Source organism: Mycobacterium sp. ITM-2016-00316 (genome assembly GCF_002968335.2).
Classification (GTDB): Bacteria; Actinomycetota; Actinomycetes; order Mycobacteriales; family Mycobacteriaceae; genus Mycobacterium.
This window is the reverse complement of the sequence record NZ_CP134398.1, coordinates 3,941,105-3,962,937: the sequence shown is the minus strand read 5'-3', so window position 1 is coordinate 3,962,937 and position 21,833 is coordinate 3,941,105. Positions and strand designations below refer to the sequence as shown.

19 protein-coding genes are annotated in these 21,833 nt (G+C 65.2%); 14 read left to right on the top strand and 5 right to left on the bottom strand.

What is annotated here, in order from left to right; genetic code table 11:
• The first annotated feature begins 60 nt into the window (after window positions 1-60).
• The 5 genes from C6A86_RS19010 to C6A86_RS18990 all read left to right on the top strand — a co-directional run bounded on the left by C6A86_RS19010 (window position 61) and on the right by C6A86_RS18990 (window position 4,703).
• Window positions 61-1,092 carry a LacI family DNA-binding transcriptional regulator gene (locus C6A86_RS19010; RefSeq protein WP_311100826.1) on the top strand — a complete coding sequence of 344 codons (1,032 nt, stop codon included), beginning with the start codon at window positions 61-63 and terminating at the stop codon, window positions 1,090-1,092.
• A 125-nt stretch (window positions 1,093-1,217) separates the two neighbouring features.
• Window positions 1,218-2,204 (top strand): substrate-binding domain-containing protein, encoded by a 987-nt coding sequence (locus C6A86_RS19005; RefSeq protein WP_105361876.1) that lies wholly within the window; start codon window positions 1,218-1,220, stop codon window positions 2,202-2,204.
• Window positions 2,205-2,232: 28 nt separating this feature from the next.
• Complete coding sequence (locus tag C6A86_RS19000) at window positions 2,233-3,291, top strand: ABC transporter permease (protein ID WP_105361877.1); 1,059 nt, start codon at window positions 2,233-2,235, stop codon at window positions 3,289-3,291.
• 4 nt (window positions 3,292-3,295) lie between these two features.
• Window positions 3,296-4,114, top strand: a complete 819-nt coding sequence (locus C6A86_RS18995) for an ATP-binding cassette domain-containing protein (protein WP_105361878.1) — start codon at window positions 3,296-3,298, stop codon at window positions 4,112-4,114.
• Window positions 4,115-4,229: 115 nt separating this feature from the next.
• The gene (locus tag C6A86_RS18990) at window positions 4,230-4,703 is read left to right on the top strand and encodes an SRPBCC family protein (RefSeq protein ID WP_105361879.1); all 474 of its coding nucleotides are present in this window, start codon (window positions 4,230-4,232) and stop codon (window positions 4,701-4,703) included.
• Window positions 4,704-4,738: 35 nt separating this feature from the next.
• On the opposite strand, the gene C6A86_RS18985 is transcribed toward C6A86_RS18990, so the two are convergent.
• Genes C6A86_RS18985 through C6A86_RS18970 form a run of 4 tightly spaced genes read right to left on the bottom strand, consistent with a single transcriptional unit; the run spans window position 4,739 to window position 9,576 of the window.
• Window positions 4,739-6,268, bottom strand: coding sequence for a long-chain-fatty-acid--CoA ligase (locus C6A86_RS18985; RefSeq protein ID WP_105361880.1), 1,530 nt, complete (start codon window positions 6,266-6,268; stop codon window positions 4,739-4,741).
• 24 nt (window positions 6,269-6,292) lie between these two features.
• Window positions 6,293-7,390, bottom strand: a complete 1,098-nt coding sequence (locus C6A86_RS18980) for an acyl-CoA dehydrogenase family protein (RefSeq protein ID WP_105361881.1) — start codon at window positions 7,388-7,390, stop codon at window positions 6,293-6,295.
• 1 nt (window position 7,391) lies between these two features.
• A complete protein-coding gene (locus C6A86_RS18975; protein WP_105361882.1) occupies window positions 7,392-8,651 on the bottom strand; it encodes an acyl-CoA dehydrogenase in 1,260 nt (419 codons plus the stop codon).
• Window positions 8,652-8,667: 16 nt separating this feature from the next.
• A complete protein-coding gene (locus C6A86_RS18970) occupies window positions 8,668-9,576 on the bottom strand; it encodes an enoyl-CoA hydratase (RefSeq protein WP_105361883.1) in 909 nt (302 codons plus the stop codon).
• 321 nt (window positions 9,577-9,897) lie between these two features.
• Between C6A86_RS18970 and C6A86_RS18965 the strand changes: the two genes are divergently transcribed.
• The 6 genes from C6A86_RS18965 to C6A86_RS18940 are packed head-to-tail and all read left to right on the top strand — an operon-like array spanning window position 9,898 to window position 17,055.
• Complete coding sequence (locus C6A86_RS18965) at window positions 9,898-11,007, top strand: LLM class flavin-dependent oxidoreductase (RefSeq protein WP_311100825.1); 1,110 nt, start codon at window positions 9,898-9,900, stop codon at window positions 11,005-11,007.
• Window positions 11,008-11,038: 31 nt separating this feature from the next.
• The gene (locus C6A86_RS18960; RefSeq protein ID WP_311100824.1) at window positions 11,039-13,576 is read left to right on the top strand and encodes a 2Fe-2S iron-sulfur cluster-binding protein; all 2,538 of its coding nucleotides are present in this window, start codon (window positions 11,039-11,041) and stop codon (window positions 13,574-13,576) included.
• Between the two features lie 13 nt (window positions 13,577-13,589).
• On the top strand, window positions 13,590-14,645 hold the full coding sequence (locus C6A86_RS18955) for an alpha/beta fold hydrolase (protein WP_105362183.1): 1,056 nt from the start codon (window positions 13,590-13,592) through the stop codon (window positions 14,643-14,645).
• Window positions 14,646-14,661: 16 nt separating this feature from the next.
• Window positions 14,662-15,171, top strand: a complete 510-nt coding sequence (locus C6A86_RS18950; protein ID WP_105362182.1) for a flavin reductase family protein — start codon at window positions 14,662-14,664, stop codon at window positions 15,169-15,171.
• Window positions 15,168-16,247, top strand: a complete 1,080-nt coding sequence (locus C6A86_RS18945) for a 3,4-dihydroxy-2-butanone-4-phosphate synthase (protein WP_105362181.1) — start codon at window positions 15,168-15,170, stop codon at window positions 16,245-16,247. The genes C6A86_RS18950 and C6A86_RS18945 overlap by 4 nt, the downstream gene beginning before the upstream one ends.
• A gap of 37 nt (window positions 16,248-16,284) precedes the next feature.
• Window positions 16,285-17,055 carry a glucose 1-dehydrogenase gene (locus tag C6A86_RS18940; protein ID WP_105362180.1) on the top strand — a complete coding sequence of 257 codons (771 nt, stop codon included), beginning with the start codon at window positions 16,285-16,287 and terminating at the stop codon, window positions 17,053-17,055.
• 6 nt (window positions 17,056-17,061) lie between these two features.
• Here C6A86_RS18940 and C6A86_RS18935 read toward each other — a convergent pair whose 3' ends face one another.
• Window positions 17,062-18,258: a TetR/AcrR family transcriptional regulator gene (locus C6A86_RS18935; protein ID WP_233212906.1), complete on the bottom strand. Its 1,197-nt coding sequence runs from the start codon at window positions 18,256-18,258 to the stop codon at window positions 17,062-17,064.
• Window positions 18,259-18,832: 574 nt separating this feature from the next.
• Here C6A86_RS18935 and C6A86_RS18930 point away from each other — a divergent pair.
• From C6A86_RS18930 to C6A86_RS18920, 3 genes are read left to right on the top strand one after another with little or no spacing between them, the layout of a single operon-like run.
• Window positions 18,833-19,603 (top strand): ABC transporter permease, encoded by a 771-nt coding sequence (locus C6A86_RS18930; protein WP_105362186.1) that lies wholly within the window; start codon window positions 18,833-18,835, stop codon window positions 19,601-19,603.
• A 10-nt stretch (window positions 19,604-19,613) separates the two neighbouring features.
• Window positions 19,614-20,468, top strand: a complete 855-nt coding sequence (locus C6A86_RS18925) for an ABC transporter permease (protein ID WP_105362185.1) — start codon at window positions 19,614-19,616, stop codon at window positions 20,466-20,468.
• A gap of 1 nt (window position 20,469) precedes the next feature.
• Window positions 20,470-21,819: an MCE family protein gene (locus C6A86_RS18920; protein WP_105362178.1), complete on the top strand. Its 1,350-nt coding sequence runs from the start codon at window positions 20,470-20,472 to the stop codon at window positions 21,817-21,819.
• Window positions 21,820-21,833: the final 14 nt, after the last annotated feature.

Genomic DNA, 21,833 nt, shown 5'->3' with positions numbered 1-21,833 from the left:
CGGTAAGCGGATCGGGCGTGTTTCGTCAACAACGTTCCTAGAACGTTCTAGGATCCACATGTGCAACGACGCCCGACGCTTGAGGACGTGGCCACCCGCGCCGGTGTGTCGCGCGCGCTGGTCTCGATCGTCATGCGTGATGCGCCGGGTGCCAGCGAGCAGACGCGTGACCGGGTGCGCCGGGCCGCCGACGCACTCGGGTACCGGCCCGATCACCGGGCGCGCAGGCTGCGCCAGCTGCGCACCAAGCTCATCGGCGTCACCTTCACCGCCGGCCAGGAGTTTCATGCCGATCTCGTCGACGGCGTCTACGTCGCGGCCGACGAGCTCGGCTATGACGTGGTACTCAGTGCCATCACCCCGCACCGCGACGAGACTCGTGCGTTGCGCACGCTGATCGATGAGCAGTGCGAGGGCCTGGTGCTGATCGGCCCGGAGGCGCCGGCGCGGCGCATGATCGAGCTGGCCATGCGGGTGCCGGTGGTGGTGCTCGCCCGCCGGATCCGCGGTGTCGACGCCGTGCGCAGCGACGATGCCGCCGGCGCTCTGCTCGGTGCCGAGCACCTGATCGGGCTCGGCCACCGCCGGATCGTCTATCTCGACGGTGGCCGGGCGCCGGGCGCGGCCGAGCGGCTGCGGGGCTGCCGGCGGGCCGCCGATGCCGCCGGGGTGACGTTGGAGGTTCGTTCCGGCGGGCTCACCGAGCGCGAGGGCGCTGCGGCCGCGATCGCGATGCTGGCCGAATCCGAGCTGCCCACCGCGGTCTTCGCGTTCAACGACCGTTGCGCCCTTGGTGTGCTAGATGTCCTGATTCGTGCGGGAGTGTCGGTGCCGCAACAGATATCGGTTCTCGGCTTCGACGACAGCCCGCTTGCCGGGCTTGCACACGTGGATCTGACCACGGTGCGCCAGGACGCCACGGGATTGGCGGCGGCGGCGGTGCGGCGGTTGGTCGGCCGCCTCGATGGTCCGGACGGGCCCGGCGGGGTGGTGGACGTGGTGCGTGAGCCGACGCTCGTCGTGCGAGGTTCGACGGGCACTCCCGGGGACCGGCCTGCGGAAATGGAACGAGTAAATGACTTGCAGTCCTAATGTCAGGACAAAGTGTTGACTTTCCGGTGTGAGCCGTATTACATCAACTGTGCAGGCGTAGCGTCCGGCACTCGGTCCGCCGGGCCGATGTGGGCGACACGGCGATCTTGAAACGAGGAGAAACAATGGCGTTGAAGCGGCTCGCGGTACTGGCCGGAGCGGGCGTAATGGCGTTGAGCATGGTGGCGTGTTCGTCCAGCGGCGGCAAGCAGGACGGCGCCGGCGAGGGTAGCGGCGGCGGCACCGTCGACACCCCGCGCATGACGATCGCGATGATCACCCACGAGGTGCCCGGTGACTCGTTCTGGGACCTGATCCGCAAGGGCGCCGAGGCGGCGGCCAAGAAGGACAACATCGAACTGCGCTACTCCAACGACCCCGAGGCGCCGAACCAGGCCAACCTGGTCCAGAGCGCGGTCGACAGCGATGTCGACGGCATCGCGCTCACCTTGGCCAAGCCCGACGCCATGCAAGCGGCGGTGCAGGCCGCGGAGGCGAAGAACATTCCGGTGGTCGCCTTCAACGCGGGGATGGATGCCTGGAAGCCCATGGGCGTCAAGGAGTACTTCGGTCAGGACGGCCGGATCGCCGGTCAGGGCGTCGGGGAGCGCCTCACGCAGGAGGGTGCCACCAAGGCGATCTGCGTGATCCAGGAACAGGGTCACGTCGATCTGGAAGCACGCTGCGCCGGGGTCAAGGAGACCTTCCCCGCGACCGAGATCCTGAACGTCAACGGCAAGGACATGCCGTCGGTGGAGTCCACCATCACCGCCAAGCTGCAGCAGGATCCGGGCATCGACTACGTGGTGGCCCTCGGCGCCCCGTTCGCGCTCACGGCAGTGCAGTCGGCCAAGAACGCGGGCAGCACCGCCAAGATCGGCACCTTCGACACCAATGCCGCTCTGGTCGAGGCGATTCAGGGCGGCGACGTCCAGTGGGCCGTGGACCAGCAACCCTTTCTCCAGGGCTACCTCGCCGTCGATTCGCTGTGGCTGTACCTGAGCAACGGAAACGTGATCGGCGGCGGTCAGCCGACCTTGACCGGTCCGGCGTTCATCGACAAGTCCAATATCGACGCGGTCGCCGAGTACGCCAAGGCCGGCACGCGCTGATGACCGCTCGCGCGCAGGAAGGAATGTGATGACTACTCAGGAGGCGCTCGACGTCGCCAACCACACCGTGGTGCGCGACGAGCGGGTCAAGGAACGAAATCGTCTACAGCGGTTCCTGATCCGGCCCGAGATGGGCGCAGGTATCGGTGCGATCGGAATCTTCATCGCGTTCTTCATCGTCGCGCCCCCGTTCCGTGAGGCGTCGTCGCTGGCGACCGTGCTCTACGCCAGCAGCACCATCGGCATCATGGCCTGCGGTGTGGCGGTCCTGATGATCGGTGGCGAGTTCGACCTGTCGGCCGGCGTGGCGGTGACCTTCAGTTCGCTGGCGGCCTCGATGCTCGCGTTCAACCTGCACCTCAACCTCTGGGTCGGGGCGGCACTGGCGCTGGTACTCGCGCTCGGAGTCGGTTTCCTCAACGGTTTTCTGGTGATGAAGACCAAGATCCCCAGCTTCCTGATCACGCTGAGTTCGTTCTTCATGCTTGCCGGTATCAACCTGGCCGTGACGAAACTCGTTGCGGGACAGGTCGCCACCCAGAGTGTCAGCGATATGGACGGCTGGGACTCCGCGCAGAAGGTGTTCTCCTCGACGTTCACCGTGGCCGGCGTCGGAATCCGCGTCACCGTGCTCTGGTGGATCCTGTTCACCGTCGTGGCCACCTGGGTGCTGTTCAAGACGAAGATCGGCAACTGGATCTTCGCGGTCGGTGGGGACGCCGAAAGTGCCAGGGCCATTGGTATTCCGGTGACCAAGGTCAAGATCGGCCTGTTCATGTTCGTCGGGTTCTGCGCCTGGTTCGTGGGCATGCACCTGCTGTTCGCGTTCAACACCGTGCAGTCCGGTCAGGGCATCGGCAACGAGTTCTTCTACATCATCGCCGCGGTCATCGGCGGCTGCCTGCTGACCGGTGGCTACGGCACCGCGATCGGCGCGGCCATCGGCGCGTTCATCTTCGGCATGACCAACCAGGGCATCGTCTATGCGGGCTGGGACCCCGACTGGTTCAAGTTCTTCCTGGGCGGCATGCTGCTCTTCGCGGTGATCGCCAACAACGCCTTCCGTAACTACGCAGCGAAGAAGTGATCTGATGACCGCAACAGTCGAATCCCCCAGCAACGAGGCCGCGGCCGACCGCAAGGTGCCGCTGGTCGAGCTACGCAATGTCGGCAAGTCCTACGGGAACATCACCGCGCTCAAGGACATCAGTCTGCGGGTGCACGCCGGCCAGGTGACCGGCATCCTCGGTGACAACGGCGCGGGCAAGTCGACGCTGATCAAGATCATCGCCGGCCTGCACCAGCAGACCGAGGGCGAGCTCCTGGTCGACGGTGAGGCCACGAAGTTCTCGTCGCCGGCCGACGCGCTGGGCAAGGGCATCGCGACGGTCTACCAGAATCTCGCCGTGGTTCCGCTGATGCCGGTGTGGCGCAACTTCTTCCTCGGCCAGGAGGTGCGCAAGAAGTCGTTCCCGTGGTCGCTGGACGCGAACGCGATGCGGGCCACCACCTTGACCGAGCTGTCGAAGATGGGTATCGAGTTACCCGATGTGGACGCGCCGATCGGGTCGCTGTCCGGTGGCCAGCGTCAGTGCGTCGCGATCGCGCGGGCCGTGTTCTTCGGTGCGCGGGTACTGATCCTCGACGAGCCGACCGCGGCTCTCGGTGTCAAGCAGTCCGGCGTGGTGTTGAAGTACATCACCGCCGCCAGGGACGCCGGCTTCGGTGTTGTGTTCATCACCCACAACCCGCATCACGCGCACATGGTCGGCGATCACTTCGTCCTGCTCAACCGCGGACGCCAGAAGCTGGACTGCACGTATGACGAGATCTCGCTGGAGCACCTGACCCAGCAGATGGCCGGCGGCGATGAGCTGCAGGCGCTGTCCCATGAGCTCGGCCGCAAATAGCCCCTGACGACCTCGGCGCGGTCCTCCGGTTCGCCGGGGTACCGCGCCGATGGCGTATCCGGTCGGGCGCACCGGCGCTGTGTAGCGGCGGCATCCGCCGGGTATAGGGACTCCCATGACCACGTCAACACTGAAGACAGAAGACGCCGGGCCGCGCACCGTGAGCCGCAGTGTCCAGGTGGCCGCCCCGGTCGCGGCGCTGTTCGACCAGATCGCCGACCCGCACCGGCACCACGATCTCGACGGTTCGGGAACCGTGCGAGATGCCGACGTGAAGGGGCCGCACCGGCTCACCGAGGGCGACAAGTTCACTGTTGCCATGACGCAGTACGGCCTGCCCTACTCGATCACCTCGAAGGCCACCGCGGTACAGGAGAATCACCTCGTCGAATGGGAGCACCCATTGGGCCATCGGTGGCGCTGGGAACTCACCGAGGTGAGTCCCGGCACCACGAAGGTCACCGAGACATTCGATTATTCGACGGCCAAGGTGCCGTTCGTGGTGGAACTGCTCGGGTTCCACAAGAAGAACGCCGAGGGCATCGAGTCCACGCTGACGGGTCTGGCCGAGCGGTACGAAACCCACTGAGTATCCGGCGCGACTCGATCGCCGCCCGTCGGGAACTAGGAGCCTCTGGCGGCGTGTTCGTCGCGTAGTTTGCCCTTGAGAACTTTTCCGCCAGGGTTCCGGGGCAACGTTTCGACAATCACGAGCTGCTGCGGTCGTTTGTAGTGGGCGAGATGCGCGCGGCAGTGTGCCTCGATCTCAGCATCGGTCGGTGGATCGGAAGTCTCGCGCGGCACGACCACCGCGATCGGGATTTCGCCCCATTTCGGGTGCGGTACACCTATTACCGCGACCTCGGCAACCTTGTGATGCGCCGCGACAACGTTTTCCACCTCGGCGCTGTAGATGTTCTCGCCACCGGAGATGATCATGTCCTTCTTCCGGTCGACGACGTATACGTAGCCTTCTGCGTCTTGTCGTACGAGGTCTCCGGAGTGGAACCATCCGCCGCGAAACGCTTCGGTGGTCTCGGTCGCCTTGTTCCAGTATTCCTTCATCACCAACGGACCGAGATAGACGATCTCGCCCACCTCACCTCGGGCTACGTCGTTCATCTCGTCGTCCACGATGCGAATCTCGACGTTGAGCATCGGAATGCCCACCGAACCGATCTTGCGGATCGAGTCCTCACCGCGCAGCAGGCAGGTGATGGGGCTGCATTCGGTCTGTCCGAACGCCGCGATGATCTCGGCGTTGTCGAAGGTCTCGACCATTTTGCGTAGCAGCGGCGTGGACGCTGGCGCGGCGCCCCACCAGACGCGGCGAAGTCGCGAGACATCCCGTGACGCCAGGTCCGGCAACGCGAACACGCTCTGCCATTGAGTCGGGGTCATCCAGCAGGAGGTGACGTGTTCGTCGACGATGGTGCTCATGATGGCGTCGGGGTCGAAGCCGACCGAGGGCGTAATGACGGCGGTGCCGCCAGTCAGGAACATCGGCAGCATGCCCGATGCGCCGGCGGTGTGGAACAGGGGTGCCACCGCCATCCAGCAGGTGTCGTCGCTTCGATGGCCGACTGTGGCGATCGAACTGTAGGCGTGCAGGTAGAGGTTGCGGTGGGTGAGCACCGCACCCTTCGGGAAGCCGGTTGTCCCTGACGTGTACATGATGAATGCTGGGGCGTCGTCACCGACGGCGATGTGCGGGACATCGGGTTCTGCACCGCTGAGGATCTGCTCCAGGTCCGGGCCGATGGTCAGCACGGTGAGCAGAGCCGGCAAGCGCGAACGCACTCGCGCCACCGTTGGTTCGAGCGCGGCATCCACGATGACGGCGGCAGCTCCGCTGTCGGCGAGCACGTAGGCGATCTCCTCGGCGACGAGCCGAAAGTTCACCGGCACCGCGATGGCGCCCAGACGCAGGGCGGCAAGCCAGGATTCGACGAGTTCGATGCTGTTGTAGCCGATGACGGCGACCCGGTCGCCGGGTCGGATCCCGCGCGTCGCCAGCGCGTTCGCCAGTCGTGTCACACGTTGGTTGAGCTCGCCGAAGGTCACCCGACGCTTCGGGTCGACGAAAGCACATGCGTGGGGCCGGACCAATGCATGGCGGGTGAGAACATCGCTCAGGGTGATCCCGGTGTTCATGTCGGCTCCTCTGGGGCTGAGGGTCTAGAGGCCTATGCGGTCGGCGAGCACGCTGCGGTGGTATGCGCTGCCGCCGAAGAGGGCCTCGGTGGTCTTGGCCCTGCGGAAGTACAGGTGCATGTCGTGTTCCCAGGTGAACGCGATTCCGCCGTGGATCTGGAACGCGGCACCGGCGCACAGGGTGAAGGTATCGGCGGCCTGCGCCTTGGCCAGCGGTCCGGTGATCCGCAGTTCGTCGGGGTCTGCCGCGCTCATGGCGGCGAACATGACCGCCGCACGGGTGGCGTCGATCTCGATCGACATCTCGGCACACAGGTGTTTGACCGCCTGAAATGACCCGATCGCTCTATCGAACTGCCTACGGCTGCGGGCATATTCGACCGCCATCGCCAGACATCGCTCTGCACCACCGAGCATCTCGGCGGCCAGCAGCACCCGAGCGGTATCAAGCACCTGCTCGATTCCGTCCGGTGGGCCGGCGGTGAGCGACTCGGCCGGCGCCCGATCCAGCCGCAATCGTGCGACTGGCCGCGTGGCGTCGAACGAGGACAGGCGTTCCACTGCGACCCCGGGCGCGCCGGACGCCACCACATGCAGGACCACCCGGCCGTCGATCGCCGCGGGCACCACGAAAAGGTCGGCGACGTGCCCGTGCAGCACGGGGGACACGTCTCCGGTGAGCACGGTCCGGCCGTCGAGCTGGTCGACTCGCACGGTCACCGCCGCGTGGTCGGTGACATCTGGTCCCGCGGCCGCGAGCGTCCCGGCCTGTGCTCCGCTCAGCAATCCGGGAAGCAGCCGGGCCCGCTGCTCCTCGTCACCCATCCGTCGCACGGCTTCGATCGCGAACACTGTGGCCGCCAAGGGCACCGGGGCCAGCGCCCGGCCGAGCTCCTCGAACGCGATGGCAGCCTCGACCAGGGTGCCGCCGGCACCGCCGGCGTCGAGCGGCAGGTGCAGCGCGGGGAGCTCCAGATCGCGACACAGCCGCCGCCAGAGCTCCCGGTCGTGACCGTCGTCCGCGGCTACTTCACGAACCCGCGTAACGGGCGCCGCGGCCAGCAGTAGGCCCCGCAGGGAGGCACGCAAGTCGTCATGTTCGGTGCTGTAGCGAAAGTCCATCTCAGTTTCCCCCGCGCAGACTTGCCGCGGGTACCCGGATATCGGCACGGACCGGTTCCTTCGGCAGCCCCAACAGCTGCTCACCGATTACGTTGCGCTGGATCTGCGAGCTGCCCGCATAGATCGTCGCGGCACGCGCATAGAGCATTTCGTCCATCCAGCAGGCGGGAGAGTTCGGTGTCCCCGGCTCCGGGACGATGAGCGCTTCGCCGTTGCCCGGCCCCGCGGGGCTCAGCGCCTCGAGTCCGAGTATCTCCACGGCCAACTCGGTGTAGCGACGGAAATACTCGCTCCAGATGACCTTGCTGATGGCTGCTTCGCGACCCGGCCGTTGCCCGGCGAGCAACAATGTCAGACCTCGGTAGCCCTGATAACGCATGAGCTGGACACGGGAATAGCACCACGCCAACCCGTCCCGAGTACGCGCATCGGCGAGCAGTCCCCGGTCGCGCGCGAGCGCGCACAGCCGCTCGAACTCGCGCCCGAAGTTGATCGCCGCCGTCGTGACCTGTGACCCCCGTTCGAAGCCGAGCACCGTCATCGCCGCCGACCACCCGTCGCCGACGTCACCGACGACGTTGCGTTCCGGCGTGCGGGCGTCGGTGAAGAAGACCTCGCTGAACGATGCATGCCCGGCGGCGTTGACTATCGGCCGTACGACGACGCCCGGTTGGTCGATCGGTACCAGTAGCAGCGACAGGCCCCGGTGTTTGGGGGCAGCAGGATCGGTGCGCACCAGCACGAAGATCCAATTGGCGGTGGGTCCCGCCGACGTCCAGATCTTCTGGCCGTTGATCACCCACTCGTCATCGTCGCGCACGGCCGCGGTACGCACGGACGCCAGGTCAGATCCCGCTTCGGGCTCCGAGAAGCCCTGGCACCAACGGTCTTCGGCGGTCAGGATGCGCGGCAGGAAATGTCTCTTCTGTTCCTCGGTGCCCAGCGCGATCAGTGTGTTGCCGAGCAGTTCGATCCCCAGCAGATCATTCTCGGCCCGTTCGGGGGCACCTGCACGGGCGAATTCCTCGTCAAGCACCACCTGCTCGATCACAGAGAGACCGGCGCCGCCGTATTCCTTGGGCCAGGACACCGCGACAAGACCGCCGTCCACCAGCGCTCGTCGCCATCGACGGGCCGCAGTCGCACGCTCGTCGGGCGGCAACGACCCGCCGCCGGACCAGTCCGGTGGCAGGTGCTGCGCGAGAAACGCGCGGATGCGGGTACGGAACACCTCGGCTTGCGGCGGGTAGTCGATGTCCATGTGCTGTTCCCTCGGGTCAGGGCCGGCTCTTGGCGGCGGGCAGTATCTCCGGAGCGGTGCGCCAGTCCTCGAGCCCATGTTCGACGGTTCCGATGCCCAGGGGGTTGCCGGTCGCTTCGGACCAGTACGCGTGGTTGAGCTGGTGAATGGTGAAGCATGCGTCCAGCGCCGTGGTGAACCCCATGGCGTCGACGGTCTGGTTCACCGATTCCTTGATGAACAGCGCGGTCGCCGTCGGCAGCTTGGCGATGCGGGCTGCGAATTCGGATGTGCGGTCCGACAACTCCTCGTCGGGGAATACCTTGCTTACCATTCCGAGGGAATGGGCCTCGTCGACGCTGAGCGCGTCCCCGGTGAGCAACAACTCCTTGGCCTTTCGTGGCCCGAACTCCCACGGATGGCCGAAAAACTCCACACCGCACATGCCCAATCGGGTTCCGACGACGTCCGCGAACACGGTGTCCTCGGCAGCGACAATGAGATCGCAACACCAGGCCAGCATCAGACCGGCTGATAGCACCACTCCATGCACTTCGGCGATGGTGATCTTGCGTAGATTGCGCCATCGCTTGGTGTTCTCGTAGAAGTAGTGCCATTCCTGCCGGTGTCGTGATTCCACGCCACCCTTGGTCCCGCCGTTGCACTGGTACGTCGGATGCTGGCCTGGGCCGGGTGCGCGCTCGCGGACGTCGTCGGACGAACCGAGGTCGTGGCCGGCGGAGAATGACGGGCCCGCACCCCGCAGGATCACCACCCGGACGTTGTCGTCGGCTTCGGCGGTCTCGAAGGCCGACCCCAACTCGACGAGCATTCCCCGATTCTGCGCATTGCGCTGCTTCGGACGGTCCAGCGTGATGACGGCAACCCGGCCATGGTCGCCGAGTTCGTAGCTGAGGTACGTGAACGGGCAGTCGACGTGCTGCACTCCAGCACTCCCTTCGGGGAATGGGCACTCATCCGAGTTGACGTGGATGCGGTGTCCTCGGGCAGTCCGCGGGCCGTGCGCACCCCGTGCTGCCCGCGGTGGATCTGACCTTGAGAAGGTTACGGCGCCTCAGCACAAAATGTCCATAGCCGATACGGCAGCGAGTTTTCTCTGAAGAGCTAAATCGCCAAGAAAAGTCGCTATTGCATTCCACGATGTATCTTGTTAGTACTGTGGTGTACGTCGCAGTCGAACGGCTGGGAGGCGGAGGTCCGCCGCCCCGCGGCTTCGGCTCCAAGTCGCTACTGAGGAAGGTTGAAGATGGAGATCGGATTATTTCTCATGCCGGCACACCCGCCGGAGCGCAGCCTGTACGACGCGACCCAGTGGGACCTCGAAATCATCGAGCTCGCTGACCAATTGGGCTATGTTGAGGCCTGGGTGGGAGAGCACTTCACGGTTCCATGGGAGCCGATCTGCGCTCCGGACCTGTTGCTGGCGCAGGCGCTGCTTCGGACCACGTCGATCAAGCTCGCCCCGGGCGCCCATCTGCTGCCCTACCACCACCCGGTAGAACTGGCCCACCGAGTCGCGTATTTCGACCATCTCGCGCAGGGGCGCTTCATGCTGGGCGTCGGCGCCAGCGGGATCCCTGGCGACTGGGCCCTGTTCGACGTGGACGGGCAGAACGGCGAGCATCGCGAGATGACCCGAGAAGCGCTGGAGATCATGATCAAGGTCTGGACCGAGGACCAGCCTTGGGAGTTCCGCGGAAAATACTGGAACGCCAACGGAATTGCGCCGATGTTCGACGGACTGATGAAGCGTCACATCAAGCCCTTCCAGGCGCCGCACCCGCCGATCGGAGTCACCGGATTCAGCGCGGGATCCGAGACGCTCAAACTCGCCGGCGAGCGTGGCTATCTACCGATGAGCCTCGACCTCAACACCGAATACGTCGCGAGCCACTGGGATGCCGTGTTGGAAGGTGCAGCCCGCAGTGGCCGCACGCCGGATCGCCGCGACTGGCGCCTCGTGCGCGAGGTCGTCGTGGCCGAAACCGACGAGCAGGCGTTCCGGTATGCCGTCGACGGCATGATGGGCCGCAACATGCGCGAGTACGTGCTCCCGACCTTCCGCATGTTCGGCATGACCAAGTTCTACAAGCACAACCCCTCGGTGCCCGACGATGACGTGACCCCGGAGTACCTGGCCGAGAACACGTTCGTCGTCGGTTCGGTCGAGACCGTGGTGGACAAACTGGAGGCCACTTACGACCAGGTTGGTGGGTTCGGGCACCTGTTGATCCTGGGCTTCGACTACCGCGATGACCCGGGCCCATGGAAGGAATCGATGCGACTACTGGCCGAAGAGGTGATGCCGCGACTCAACGCGCGCATCGCCAAGAAACCCGGCGTCGCGATCATCTAGTCACCGACAACCCGTACGAAGGAGCTGAGCTGTGGTGGTTCGTCAGGTCACCGTCGGATATCTGGACGGGACACGCAAGACGATGCCCGTGCATGCCGGGCAGACGATCCTGGAGGCGGCCGAGGACCACGGCGTCGCCATCGTCAATGAATGTCAGAGCGGGATCTGCGGCACCTGCGTGGCCACGTGCACGTCCGGCGAATACGAGATGGGTCGCACCGAGGGACTCTCCGACGTCGAGAGGGACGCCCGGAAAGTACTGACCTGCCAGACCTTCCCGGGAACCGACTGCCAGATCGAGTTGCAATATCCCGCCGATGACAATGCCGCCATGCTGACCACCGGTCTCGGCACGGTGACCAGGGTCGACCGGGTATCGTCCTCGACCGCGCTGCTGGGCATCGATGTCTCGGACATGGGTGTGATCGACTACCGGCCCGGCCAATTCGCGCAGTTGCAGGTCCCGGGCACCGAGGTGTGGCGGAATTACTCCTACGCCCACCCCGCTGACGGTCGAGCCGAACTGGAGTTCATCATCCGACTGCTACCGGAGGGGGTGATGTCCGGGTATCTGCGCGACCGGGCCAAACCGGGCGACCGGATCGCGCTCCGGTGCAGCAAGGGCGGCTTTCATCTGCGCCCGCTCGCGCGTCCGGTGGTCATGGTCGCCGGCGGTACCGGGCTCTCGGCGATCCTGGCGATGGCGGAAAGCCTGGAGACCACCGCGGGGCAGCCTGTGCACCTGCTCTACGGCGTGACCGGCGTGGAGGACCTTTTTAAGAGAGCCGAACTCGAAGAACTCGAGCGACGCATCGCGGGCCTTGCCGTTCATGTCACGGTCTCGAAGTCCGATCCGCGTTGGAAAGGTGCTGTGGGACGTGTGACAGACCTGCTCCGCGAGGACATGTTCGGCGGCGGTGATGCCGATGTGTATCTGTGTGGACCTGCACCTATGATCGAGAGCTGCCGAAACTGGCTGCACGATAACGGCTTCCATGGCGCCGGCGTGTACTACGAGAAGTTCGTGCCCAGTGGCAGCGCCCGTCGACGCACCCCGCCACTGCTGGACTATGCGGGAATCGATGGGGGCGATGTCCGCCGACGAGGTCGCGGGACGGCGGTGGTCATCGGCGGCAGCATCGCGGGCATCGCCGCCGCGAAGGTTCTCAGTGAGACCTTCGAGCGGGTCATCGTCCTCGAGAAGGACGATCCGCACCGCCGCCGTGAGGGCAGGCCCGGCGCCGCCCAGGGTTGGCACCTGCATCACCTGCTCACTGCCGGTCGTATCGAGTTGGAACGGTTGTTCCCCGGCATCATCGACGACATGGTGCGCGAGGGTGCCTTCGATGTCGACATGGCTGCCCAGTATCGAATCCGTCTCGGTGGCACGTGGAAGAAGGCAGGAACGGGCGACATACAAATCGTCTGTGCCGGTCGACCACTGCTCGAGTGGTGTGTGCGTCGCCGCCTGGACGACGAAGCCCGCATCAGTTTCCGCTACGAGTCCGAGGTGGCCGACCTTGTCTACGATCGCGACAGCAACTCGGTCATCGGTGTCGGTGTCGGCCGCGATGGTGGCGATCTCGAGGTGGTGCCGGCGGAGTTCGTGGTGGACGCGTCGGGCAAGAACACCCGCATCCCGGATTTCCTCGACCGCATCGGCATCGGGGCCCCCGAAGTCGAGCAGGACATCATCAACTGCTTCTACTCCACGATGTATCACCGGGTGCCGCCGGAACGGCAATGGAGCGACAAGGTGATGATGATCTGCTATGCCTACCGACCCTATGAGGACACCTACGCGGCGCAGTACTACACGGACAGCTCGCGCACGATCCTGTCCACCACGTTGGTTGCCTACAACTGCTATTCGCCACCGCGCACCCCGGGGGAGTTCAGACAGTTCGCCGACTTCATGCCCTCGCCGGTGATTGGTGAGAACATCGACGGACTGGAACCGGCATCACCCATCTACAACTTCCGGTATCCGAACATGCTGCGGCTGCTCTATGAGAAGAAGCGCAATCTGCCAAGGGGATTGCTCGCGGTCGGCGATTCCTACACCAGCGCCGATCCCGTTTCCGGTCTGGGAATGACGCTGGCCCTCAAAGAGGTTCGGGAAATGCAGGTACTGCTGGCGAAGTACGGACCGGGGCACGCGGACCTTCCGAGACGCTACTACCGCAGGATCAGCCGACTGGCCGACACGGCGTGGTTCGTGATCCGCGAGCAGAACCTGCGTTTCGACTGGGTTCAGGATGCGGACAAGAAGCGCCCCTTCTACTTTCGTGGACTCACCTGGTACATGGACCGTGTCATGGAGTTGGTGCACGACGACCCCGCGACCTACAGTCAGTTCCTGGCGGTTGTGCACCTCGTCAAACCTCCTGCGGCGTTGTTGACACCGAAGGTCGCCGCGAAGGTGCTGGGGAAATGGGCGCGCACCCGACTGTCAGGCCAGAAGACGCTCATCGCGCGCAACTATGAAAACCGCACCATTCCGCCCGTCGATCACCTGGTGCGAAGCGAGGAATTGCCGGTCGGTCTTGTCGGATCCCGTACCCACTAGCCAAGGGACTGAGATGTCACAGATACATCGGATGCTGAATTGCCGGGGCACCCGTATCCACGCAGTGGAGCAGGGAGAGGGGCCGCTCGTGATACTGGTCCACGGCTTCCCCGAGTCCTGGTATTCCTGGCGTCACCAGATTCCGGCACTCGCCGAGGCGGGATACCGCGTGGTGGCCATCGACCAGCGCGGCTACGGGCGCTCATCCAAGTACCGGGTGCAGGAGGCCTATCGCATCGGAGAGTTGGTCGACGATATCGTCGGCGTGATCGATTCCTACGGCGCCCAGAATGCGGTCGTGGTGGGTCACGACTGGGGCGCTCCGGTTGCCTGGACTTTCGCCTGGCTGCATCCAGCAAGATGTCGGGCGGTTGTCGGCATCAGTGTTCCCTTTGCGGGTCGCGGCGTGATCGGATTGCCCGGCAGTCCATTCGGCGAACACCGTCCCAATGACTACCACGTGGAGCTGGCCGGGCCCGGCCGGGTCTGGTACCAGGACTACTTCTCCGCACAGGATGGCATCGTCACCGAGATCGAGGAGGATCTGCGCGGCTGGTTGTGGGGCCTGACCTACACGGTCTCTGGTGACGGGATGGTCGCGGCCACCAACGCCGCCGTCGCTGCAGGGGTCGACCTGGAATCGATGGACCCGATCGACGTCATCCGAGCCGGCCCGTTGTGTATGGCCGACGGAGCCCGGCTCAAGGATGCGTTCGTCTACCCCGAGACGATGCCGGGCTGGTTCACCGATGCCGACCTCGACTTCTACACAGGTGAATTCGAGCGCTCGGGATTCGGCGGTCCGTTGAGCTTCTATCACAATATCGACAACGACTGGCATGACCTTGCCGACCAGGCCGGCACACCGCTGACGCCTCCGGCGGTGTTCATCGGTGGGCAGTACGATGTCGGCACCATCTGGGGGGCAGAGGCGCTTGAGCGCGCAGCCGAGGTGATGCCGAACTACTGCGGGACGCACCTGGTGCCCGATGTGGGGCATTGGATCCAGCAGGAGGCCCCAGCGGAAACCAACCGGCTGCTGCTGGAGTTTCTGCGCGGGCTGGACTAGGGAATCGACTGTGTCGATGAGACTTCGGGACTGCCCCGCCGACATCACGGAACTGCGGCGGGCATTCGGCTGCTTTCCGTCCGGGGTCACAGCCGTCTGTGCGTTCGTCGGCGGCGAGCCGGTCGGGATGGCGGCGAGTTCGTTCACCCCGGTATCGATCGACCCGCCGCTGGTGTCAATCTGTGTGCAGAACAGCTCGGCGACCTGGCCGCGACTGCGAGACCAGCCCCGCCTCGGTCTGAGCGTGCTGGCCGAAAGCCACACCGATGCTGCTATGAGCTTGTCGCGCAAGGTTGGCGACCGGTTCGACGGGGTGGCGTGGGCCGATCTGCCCAACGGGGGAGTGTTCGTCGACGGTGCCAGCGCATGGTGGGATTGCCGGGTTTACGCGGAGGTACCGGCCGGCGATCACACCATCGTGCTACTGGAGATCTGCGCGCTGGATGCCGACCCGGACACGCCGCCGCTGGTGTTCCACGCCAGCCGGTTCCGTCGACTGGCGGTGGTGGAAAGGGAGCGAACATGAATACCGCCGATGTGCGGGTGCGACGCGCGATCGCGGCGGTGCGGACGGGCCGTCCCGTCGTGCTGATCGACGACGGAGAGCCCGACGGTGAGGGCTATCTGGTGTTCGCCGCCGACGCCTCGACTCCGGAGCTGCTCGCGTTCACCGTGCGGCACACCTCGGGCTATATCCGAGTCGCGTTGCCCCCCAAGGAGTGTGTGCGACTGAACTTGCCGCCGATGTGCCATGGCGATTCAGTGGGGTCGCGCGCCGCGGGCCATCGGGTGGCGGTCGACACCGGCGGTACCGGCACGGGGATCTCCGCGACCGACCGAGCCCGCACGATCGCGGCGTTGGCGTCCGCCGACTCCCGGCCGGAGCACTTTCGGCGCCCGGGCCACGTAGTCCCGGTGCAGGCCGAAGCAGATGGTGTACTGGACCGTCAGGGGCCCGCCGAGGCGGCTTTGGACCTCGCCCGCCTCGCGGGCCGGCGCCACGCCGCCGGACTCTGCGAGATCGTCTCCGGTGACCGTCCCATCGCGATCGCCAGCGGGGCCGAATCGGTCGAGTTCGCACTCGAACACGGGCTGGCCCGCGTTTCGGTGACGGAGCTCGCCGTGTACCGGCGACGGACCGAACGCCAGGTCATCCGGCTGGCCGAGACCATCCTGCCCACCCGCGGTGGCACCCACCGGGTCATCGGATTCCGCGATGCGCGTGGCGGTGGCGAACACCTCGTCGTGATCATCGGCGCGGTGGGCTCCGGACAACCGGCGCCACTGCATGTGCATGTGGAGTGCCTCACCGGAGACGTATTCGGATCGGGGGCGTGCCGGTGTGGCGGGGAACTCCGGCACGCCATGACCGCGATGACCGCCGCGGGTAGCGGTGTGATCGTGTACCTGCGTCCCACCGGTCCGATGCACGCCTGCGGATTGGCCGCGTCTGACGCTGAGCCCGCTCCGGGACTGCCGCCGGACACGCTGGCCTGGATCCTGCGCGATCTTGGTGTCTATTCCGTCAGACTTGCCGATGATGCACCGGGATTCGGGCTCGTGATGTTCGGCGCCATCCGCGAGAAATCGGTGGCCGCGTGAGAAGGATTCGGATGCAATGTAATACGCAGGAGATGCGATGACGTACGCGGATCTGGCCGGAAAGGCCGCGATCGTGACGGGGGCAGGTGCCGGAATCGGACGAGCGATCGCCGAGCGCCTCGCCGTCGAGGGATGCAAGGTGGTGTGCGCGGACATCGACAGTGCCGCGGCCGCGAGAGTGGCCGCGCAGATCGGAGGTGGCGCAATCGGCTATGCCGTCGACGTGAGCAACGAACAACAGGTAATGGGCATGGTAGAGGCCTGCGTCGGTGCCTTCGGTGGGGTCGACAAACTGGTGGCGAATGCCGGGGTGGTGCACTTCGCGCCGTTGACCGAGACGGCGGTGGAGGATTTCGATCGCGTCATCGCCGTCAACCTGCGCGGCGCGTGGCTGTGCACCAAGCACGCTGCACCGCGGATGGCTGAGGGCGGCGGGGGCGCCATCGTGAACATGTCGTCGCTCGGCGGTCTTGTCGCGGCCGGCGGCACCGCCGCCTACGGAATGTCCAAGGCGGGGGTCATCCACCTCAGCAGGATTACCGCAGCTGAACTTCGTTCCGCCAATATCCGTTCCAATGCTGTGCTTCCGGCGTTTGTCGACACTCCGATGCAGCAGACCGCGATATCGACGTTCGACGCCGCGCTCGGCGAAGGAGGCGCCAACACCATGATCGGTCGTCTTCAGGGCCGGATGGCCGGACCCGAGGAGATGGCGGGCGTCGTTGCCTTCTTGTTGTCTGACGAGGCATCGATGATCAACGGAACCGCTCAACTCGCTGATGGCGGTACCGTCGCTGCACTGTGGTGAGTCCGGTCAGTCCCTGCTGGTGAGGATCGCCAGGGCGATAGCGGTGATTTCATCGGCCACCCCGTGGAAGCGGGTCAGGTGCCAGGTGCGCACGACATCGTCGATGAAGCTGTTCGCCGCAGCCACCAGGAGCCGCGCCTGGGCGGGGGTGGTACGGGGAACGAGCTTGCCGATGAGATCGCTCCACACCGCTTCGCGGTCGGCTTGATTTCTCACATACCGGTCGCGGACCTCGCTGGAGGCGTACGAGAGCTCGGTAACCGACACCGCCACCAGGTCTGGGTCGTCCAAGCTGACCCGGACGCGGCCTGCGACCAGGGCACGGAGGCACTCTGTTGCGTCACTGTCGGCGCGCAACGTCCGAATGCACTCCAGGGTCCACCAGTCGTCAAGGCGACTGACGAGGGCATCGAGGATTGCCTGTTTGGAGGAGAATGACCGGTACAGACCCGGGCCGGCGATACCGACACCCTTTCCGATCTCACTGGTGCTCACTGCCGGGTAACCCTGCGCGCGAAAGAGGTGTGCCCCCGCGGCGAGCAGTGTCTCGTGCCTGGAGAACAGTGCGCGGCCACCAGTGCTCGGCGGCTCGTCATCGGTATCGAGGGCGCGGACGGGGCGAGTCGATGCAGCCGCCGTGCATGCCGCAATGAGCAGCTGGTGGAGCTCGTCGTTGGGCAGCGTGAAATTGTGCCTGCCAAGACTGGTGATCACACTCGACACCGCCCATGCCCGCAGTTCAGAGTGTCTCGAGTTCAGCTCCGGCATTTCGAGACGAATGCTCGCCTCGATGCCGGCCACGATGGCGTTGATGCGGTGGCGGACCTCCATGCGCTCTGTGACGTCGAGATAGCGCGCCTCGCGCTGCCAGAGCACCGTGAGCGATCGAGAGGCCACCGCCGCGGTGACGAGGTCCGGCAAGTCGGCGCTCAAGGGTCTGTGCGTCGACACCGATTCCCCGTCGGCGAGTAGGCGGGCGCTCTGATACTGCTCCTGGCCGGCGCGGATGGCGGCGGCCAACAGTGCATGTTTGTTGTCATAGTGGCGGTACACCGCTCGTGCGGTGACCCCCGATGCCTCCGCGATGTCCTCCAGCTTCACGGAGTGAAACCCACGGTCGATGAACAGTCGAACGGCTTGCTCGAGGATCTGTTGCTTGCGGTCCTTGGGCCTGCGTTTGACGGCTGAGGGCACCGGCTCCACTGCGCTACGCTCCTTCTTCCTGGTCACCCGCAGGAAATCCTGCCAGATGTCTTCGATGGTCGGCGCACGACTCCGCGACCGTCGCGCGGGAGTGCGCCGAAACATTCTCCGCTGCTGATGAACTCGCCGATGCCGTGAGTGACACGCCGGAGGTGACAACGGATTCCGGACCCGAGCTACGCCGTTGCGGCCCGCACGGGGACACCGGTGGGCCGGTAGTCGCTCGAGTACCACGTGAAGCCATGTTCGATTGCCCCCGTCAGCGGTAAACACGTCGTATTGACTAGATACATTACTACCCTTAAGTGCTTGCCACGGCGACAATATCGCGACATTTGAGTGAGGATGTAGCATACTGGCTATAGACATAGCGACTGGCCGGCGCGTAGCCTGGCTTGCGTCAACGACCCCGTCGACCCGTCCGGATGGCCCCCATGAGCAGTTCGTACCGATACCTCGGTCCCGAGTTCTGTCAACCGGTTTCGGCAGTGACGGTGGCGCACAGTGAACGGTTGATGTGGGGGATCCGATGTCTCCTACGGGTGGCCGAAACCGAATCATCGGCGCGAGCATGATGGTGAGCGCGCAGGTGGCGACCCGACCCTTCCGTGCTCTCGGCGGTTTCTTCGCGATGTCGCTGGACACATTCGTGTTGATGTTCCAGCGGCCGTTCGCCTGGCGTGAGTACGTCATCCAGACCTGGTTTGTCGCGCGCGTCTCGGTCCTGCCCGCGCTGATGCTGACCATGCCTTACTCGGTACTCTTGGTCTTCACGTTCAACATCTTGCTCAATGAGTTTGGCGCATCGGACTTCTCGGGAACGGGAGCCGCGATCGGGACCGTGAATCAGATCGGGCCGATCGTGACCGTGCTCGTGGTCTCCGGTGCCGGCGCGACGGCGATGTGTGCAGACCTGGGAGCGCGGACCATCCGCGACGAGCTCGATGCGCTCCGGGTGATGGGGATCAATCCGATCCAGGCGTTGGTGGTACCGCGCGTGCTGGCGGCGACCACCGTTGCCCTCGCACTGTCGGCATCGGTGATCATCGTCGGACTCGCCGGCGCATTCCTCTTCTGCGTCCACATCCAGAATGTTTCTGCGGGAGCGTTCATCTCAGGTCTGACGCTGCTGACCGGCGCCGGGGACGTTCTCGTATCCCTGGTCAAGGCAACTCTTTTCGGGCTGGCCGCGGGCCTGATCTCCTGCTACAAGGGAGTGTACGTCGGGGGCGGTCCGGCCGGAGTCGGCAACGCGGTCAACGAGACCGTGGTGTTCACCTTCATGGTGCTGTTCGCGATCAATGTGGTCGTGACCGCGGTCGGCATCCAGTTCACGGTGTCATGAGATGACGCCGATGAGCACCAGCGTACCCAGTAGGCCGTTCGGGCGACTGTTCAACGCTGTGGACGACTTCGCTGCGGGCTGGAACCGGATAGGAGGTCAGGTCCGTTTCTACGCCGAGACGCTGGCCGCGGTGCCCGACGCGGTCGTCCACTATCGCACCGAGCTGTTGCGGTTGATCGCTCAGATGGGTCTGGGTAGCGGCGCTCTCGTCGTCGTCGGCGGCACCGTGGCGATCGTCGGATTTCTGACGATGACGACGGGCGCTTTGGTTGCCGTGCAGGGATACAACCAGCTGGCATCGGTGGGATTCGAGGCACTCACGGGATTCGCTTCGGCGTTCTTCAACGTGCGGCTGATCGTCCCGGGGACGACGTCGGTGGCGTTGTCCGCGACGATCGGGGCGGCGGCGACTGCCCAACTCGGCGCGATGCGGATCAATGAGGAAATCGATGCGCTCGAGGTGATGGGCATCCGAAGCGTGACATTCCTTGCCTCCACCCGCGTCCTGGCCGGCGTGATCGTGGTGATCCCGTTGTATTGCGTCGCAGTGATGATGGCCTTTCTGGCTGCCCGCTTCGGGACAACGGTGATCTACGGACAAGGTTCCGGCGTCTACGACCACTACTTCGGTACGTTCCTGAGTCCCACCGACCTCATCTGGTCGTTCTTTCAGTGCGTGTCGATGACGGTGGTCATCATGCTGGTCCACACCTACTACGGCTTCACCGCCTCGGGTGGACCTGCGGGCGTTGGCGAGGCGGTGGGACGTGCCGTGCGCACCTCGATGGTCGTCGCGGCGGTGGAGATCGTGATGATCTCACTGGCCGTCTACGGTCAGTCGGGCAACTTCGATCTGGCCGGTTAGCATGCGATCGCGCTCGGGTGGACCCCGAATCCACAACGCATGGTGGACGGCGATGCTCCTGGTGATGATCGCGGCGTTCCTCCTCGTCACGGCGGGGGTCTACAACGGTACGTTTCGTACCTACGTGCCAGTCACTTTGACGTCCGAGCGTTCCGGGCTCGTGATGGAGACCGGCGCGAAAGTCAAGTTGCGTGGCGTCGAGGTCGGACGGGTCAAGACCATCACCGGCGGCGAAGCCCAGGCCAGCCTGGAACTGGCCCTCTACCCCGACCAGATCCGGTTCATTCCCGCCAATGTGCAGGCGCAGATCCAGGCCACCACCGCGTTCGGCGCCAAGTTCGTCGACCTCGTGTATCCCAGGGACCCGAGCCCGGACCGGCTCGCTGCCGGCGCGGTGTTGCGATCCACCAACGTCAGCACCGAGGTCAACACCATCTTCGCGAACCTGTCCGAGCTGCTCCAGATGATCGACCCGGCGAAGCTCAACGCGGTGCTGACCGCCGTGGCAGACGGTGTCCGCGGCAAAGGCCAGCGGATGGGGCAGGCCACCACAGACCTGAACACCGTCCTCACCGCGCTCAACGAACGCAACGAGACCATCCGGGGAGACTGGCGCTCCTTCAGGCGCTTCAACGACACCTATGCGGCCGCCGCGTCTGACATCCTCACGATCCTCGATGGAGCCAGCACCACCAGCGCCACCGTTGTCAGCCGCGCTGACGAGCTCGATGCACTGCTGCTCAACACAATTGGTCTGTCGAGGTCGGGAACCGAGCTTCTCGGATCCAGCAAGGACAGCTTCGTCGATCTGGTCAGCGCGCTGGAACCGACGACCGCCCTGCTCCACAAGTACAGCCCGGTGTACACCTGCTGGCTACAAGGGGCGACCTGGTTCCTCGACAACGGCGGGTTCGACGTCTGGGGCGGGGGCAACGGACGCTCGATCCAGCTCGACGTCGGCCTGCTCTTCGGTAACGACCCCTACAAGTATCCGGAGAATCTGCCTGTCATCGCGGCCAAGGGCGGTCCGGACGGCAGGCCGGGTTGCGGGTCGCTGCCGGACGCCACCAAGAACTTCCCGGTGCGCCAGCTCATCGCGAACACCGGGTGGGGAACCGGCGTGGACGTCCGGCCCAATCCTGGTATCGGGCAGCCCTGTTGGGCGAACTATCTTCCGGTGACCCGCGCGAATCCGCAGCCGCCGAGCATCAGGCAGTGCCTGCCCGGGCCTGCGCCGGGGCCGATCCCGTATCCGGGCGCGCCGCCCTACGGGGCGCCGTTGTACGGCGCGGGTGGTGCACCGTTGTTTCCGGGAGTAGCTCCCGCCGAGCCCACACCACCCGCTCCGTGACGCGACTATTCCGA

What these genes read in the sequence shown, in the direction of transcription:
- C6A86_RS19005 (WP_105361876.1), top strand. Translation starts at nt 1,218, where the DNA reads ATGGCGTTGAAGCGGCTCGCGGTACTGGCCGGAGCGGGCGTAATGGCG.
- C6A86_RS19000 (WP_105361877.1), top strand. Translation starts at nt 2,233, where the DNA reads ATGACTACTCAGGAGGCGCTCGACGTCGCCAACCACACCGTGGTGCGC.
- C6A86_RS18995 (WP_105361878.1), top strand. Translation starts at nt 3,296, where the DNA reads ATGACCGCAACAGTCGAATCCCCCAGCAACGAGGCCGCGGCCGACCGC.
- C6A86_RS18990 (WP_105361879.1), top strand. Translation starts at nt 4,230, where the DNA reads ATGACCACGTCAACACTGAAGACAGAAGACGCCGGGCCGCGCACCGTG.
- C6A86_RS18985 (WP_105361880.1), bottom strand. Translation starts at nt 6,268, where the DNA reads ATGAACACCGGGATCACCCTGAGCGATGTTCTCACCCGCCATGCATTG.
- C6A86_RS18980 (WP_105361881.1), bottom strand. Translation starts at nt 7,390, where the DNA reads ATGGACTTTCGCTACAGCACCGAACATGACGACTTGCGTGCCTCCCTG.
- C6A86_RS18975 (WP_105361882.1), bottom strand. Translation starts at nt 8,651, where the DNA reads ATGGACATCGACTACCCGCCGCAAGCCGAGGTGTTCCGTACCCGCATC.
- C6A86_RS18965 (WP_311100825.1), top strand. Translation starts at nt 9,898, where the DNA reads ATGGAGATCGGATTATTTCTCATGCCGGCACACCCGCCGGAGCGCAGC.
- C6A86_RS18955 (WP_105362183.1), top strand. Translation starts at nt 13,590, where the DNA reads ATGTCACAGATACATCGGATGCTGAATTGCCGGGGCACCCGTATCCAC.
- C6A86_RS18950 (WP_105362182.1), top strand. Translation starts at nt 14,662, where the DNA reads ATGAGACTTCGGGACTGCCCCGCCGACATCACGGAACTGCGGCGGGCA.
- C6A86_RS18945 (WP_105362181.1), top strand. Translation starts at nt 15,168, where the DNA reads ATGAATACCGCCGATGTGCGGGTGCGACGCGCGATCGCGGCGGTGCGG.
- C6A86_RS18940 (WP_105362180.1), top strand. Translation starts at nt 16,285, where the DNA reads ATGACGTACGCGGATCTGGCCGGAAAGGCCGCGATCGTGACGGGGGCA.
- C6A86_RS18930 (WP_105362186.1), top strand. Translation starts at nt 18,833, where the DNA reads ATGGTGAGCGCGCAGGTGGCGACCCGACCCTTCCGTGCTCTCGGCGGT.
- C6A86_RS18925 (WP_105362185.1), top strand. Translation starts at nt 19,614, where the DNA reads ATGAGCACCAGCGTACCCAGTAGGCCGTTCGGGCGACTGTTCAACGCT.
- C6A86_RS18920 (WP_105362178.1), top strand. Translation starts at nt 20,470, where the DNA reads ATGCGATCGCGCTCGGGTGGACCCCGAATCCACAACGCATGGTGGACG.